Annotated in this window: 4 protein-coding genes; all 4 read right to left on the bottom strand. The window is 31.0% G+C overall.

The window, feature by feature from the left end; genetic code table 11:
• On the bottom strand, positions 1-545 hold a 545-nt coding region (locus HMPREF9129_RS04555), incomplete at its 3' end, for a C39 family peptidase (RefSeq protein WP_004820823.1).
• Entirely contained in the window at positions 538-1,095 is a 558-nt protein-coding gene (locus HMPREF9129_RS04550) for a TIGR03915 family putative DNA repair protein (RefSeq protein ID WP_083827165.1), read from the bottom strand. The genes HMPREF9129_RS04555 and HMPREF9129_RS04550, both read right to left, overlap by 8 nt.
• Before the next feature lie 27 nt (positions 1,096-1,122).
• Positions 1,123-1,275 (bottom strand): hypothetical protein, encoded by a 153-nt coding sequence (locus tag HMPREF9129_RS11375; protein WP_004820818.1) that lies wholly within the window; start codon positions 1,273-1,275, stop codon positions 1,123-1,125.
• A 2-nt stretch (positions 1,276-1,277) separates the two neighbouring features.
• Complete coding sequence (locus HMPREF9129_RS04545; protein WP_040552318.1) at positions 1,278-2,507, bottom strand: putative DNA modification/repair radical SAM protein; 1,230 nt, start codon at positions 2,505-2,507, stop codon at positions 1,278-1,280.
• Positions 2,508-2,623: the final 116 nt, after the last annotated feature.

Raw genomic sequence — 2,623 nt, 5'->3', positions numbered from 1 at the left:
TGTTTTATTTTTCTCCACCCATCAAATACCTCTATAAATTTTATGTTCATTCCTTTATATCTAAATATTTTATACCCGCTAATGGTTACAGTATGATTGTGATACTCTCCAAAAGCTATATTCATAAGAAGTGGTCTTCCTGCATCGATTTCACTTTTTACCGGATTATAAAAGTTAGAAAAATACTTCCCCTTCGCCTTAACTTTTATTCCATAATATCTGAAATAGTCTTTCATTATATCATCTATTTTTGTTGGCAATGTTCCAACTGTTTCATCAAATCCGTAGCTCTGTGCAATTGTAAAAATTTGGTCAAAAATTTCTTGTTCCGATAAATCGCCAAAAATTTTGTCGTAGTAACTCAAAACTCGAGTTATTGAAACTATCGAGCAATTTTTATTTGATTTTTTAAATTCACTTTGTAAAAAGTCTTTTAAATCCAAACTTTTTTCTTGCAACAACACTGCTCCGTTATAATTTTTAGTTATATATCCGTATAAATAATCTATTACTTCATATCCTGTAAATTTGCTCAAATCAATCACTCTTTTCTATATCTTTTTCAGGAAGATATTTCCAATACTTCTTAGGCATATTTGACACCATAAGTTTTTTATTCTTTCTTTCATCTATACCCACTGCACTATAAAATTTCTTCCACGCACTCTTAAAAAACATCTCTCTAGCACTATCTACCGCTTCTATATACTCAACTTCCATAAATTCACAATTCCCATGCATACAAAATGCTGCTGTCTTTCTACTCACATCATATATAACAAACTTTTCATTTGGCATTCGCTTTAAAAAATGTGGAGTTATAAATTTTAATATGTCATTGTGAGGTGTGAACTCTGCAAATAAAAATCCATCTTGAATTTCTCTAAATCTAAGCAGTCCTTTGTAGTCATGATTTTCTGAGCCAAAATTTTTTAAAATACCTCTATACATCACAGCTTCTTCTTTCGCCGAATTCAAATATGACAATCCATACTTATAAACTCCTTTTATACACTTAGCTATAACATCTGCTTTCTGCAAATTATCAGAGTGATAAACTACAACTAAATCATTAAAAAAAGCTTTTAGAAATATTTTTTATAATAGAGTTTTTTAACTCTATTATATTTTTTTCAAATCTGTACTCACATGAATATCTTCAAAAAAATTTACTTGCTCGGTTTCAGTTGAGAAATTAACATTTTCTATTATAGAATATGCTTCAAACACAGCTGTTAAGAGTCCCTCAAAACTTCCGTCATATATATATTTCATAATCACCACATCTTTAGCTGCTCAACTGAATCTGGATCGCGTTGCCCCATAAAATCTTTTAAGGATTCTTTTGTAGAAAAATTTCTCCCTCTATAAACTCCGCCAACAGTTATAAAATTAACAGCTCTCTTAGTAGATATTTTCAAACTCTTTAAGTCGTCATACTTTAGAGCTGCAAACTTTCTTGCATTTATGATTCTAAGAGCATAATTTCTACCAAATCCCGGAATTCTCATAAGCTCTTCATAAGTTGCTCTATTTATTTCAATCGGAAATAAATCTATATTTTCTATTGCCCAATTTGCCTTTGGATCTATTCTCAGATCAAAAAATGGATTTTCTCGTTTTAAAATTTCATCTGCCTTGAAACCATAAAACCTTAGCAACCAATCAGCTTGATAAATTCTGTGTTCTCTAAGGAGCGGAACTTTTTCAATTCCCTTTGTATACTTAGATTTTACAACCGGCACATAACCTGAATAATAAACTCTCTTCATATCAAAAATTTCGTACAATCCCTCAGCTCTGTTTATAATAGTCAAATCATCTTCTCCAGTTGCTCCAACAATCATTTGAGTAGTTTGTCCCGCCGGTACAAATTTTGGCGCACTTCTAAATTTTTTTCGTTCTTCAATATTTTGTAAGAGATTATTTTTTATATCTTTCATAGGTTTAAATATCTTTAGATAGTTTTTCTGTGGGGCCAACAGAGCCAACGAATTTTCAGTTGGGAGCTCTATATTTATGCTAATTCTATCAATCAAAATTCCCAAACTTCTTATCAATTCTTCACTAGCTCCCGGAATCCCCTTCATGTGAATATAACCATTAAAATTGTATTCATATCTTAAAATTCTTGCAACTTCAATCAACTTTTCCATAGTCTTATCCGGACTTTCAACTATTCCCGATGACAAGAATAAACCCTCTATGTAATTTCTCTTATAAAAATTTATTGTCAAATCCGCAACTTCTCTTGGAGTGAATTCCTCTCTTAGTACATCATTATCTCTTCTATTGACACAGTACTCACAATTGTATACGCATTTATTGGTAAGTAAAATTTTAAGTAATGAAATACATCTTCCATCTTCACTCCAAGAATGACAAATCCCCGCCATATGTCCATTGCCAAGCCCTTTATTATTTTTTCTATCCGAGCCACTGGACGAACAACTTACATCATATTTTGCAGCATCTGTTAAAATTTCCAACTTTTCTTGAAACTCCATGCTCTCACCTCTTAAAAAATTACTAACATTTGCCCTATACATTGTAAACATACGTTCTAAATCCTTGACTTTTGTTCTTTCTCTTTAAAATATTTCTATAATAAAAATTTATAAGC

Origin of the sequence: Peptoniphilus indolicus ATCC 29427 (assembly GCF_000227315.1) — a bacterium.
In the GTDB taxonomy this organism is placed as follows: domain Bacteria; phylum Bacillota; class Clostridia; order Tissierellales; family Peptoniphilaceae; genus Peptoniphilus; species Peptoniphilus indolicus.
The sequence above is the reverse complement of the archived record's forward strand: the minus strand, read 5'-3'. Positions and strand labels throughout refer to the sequence as shown.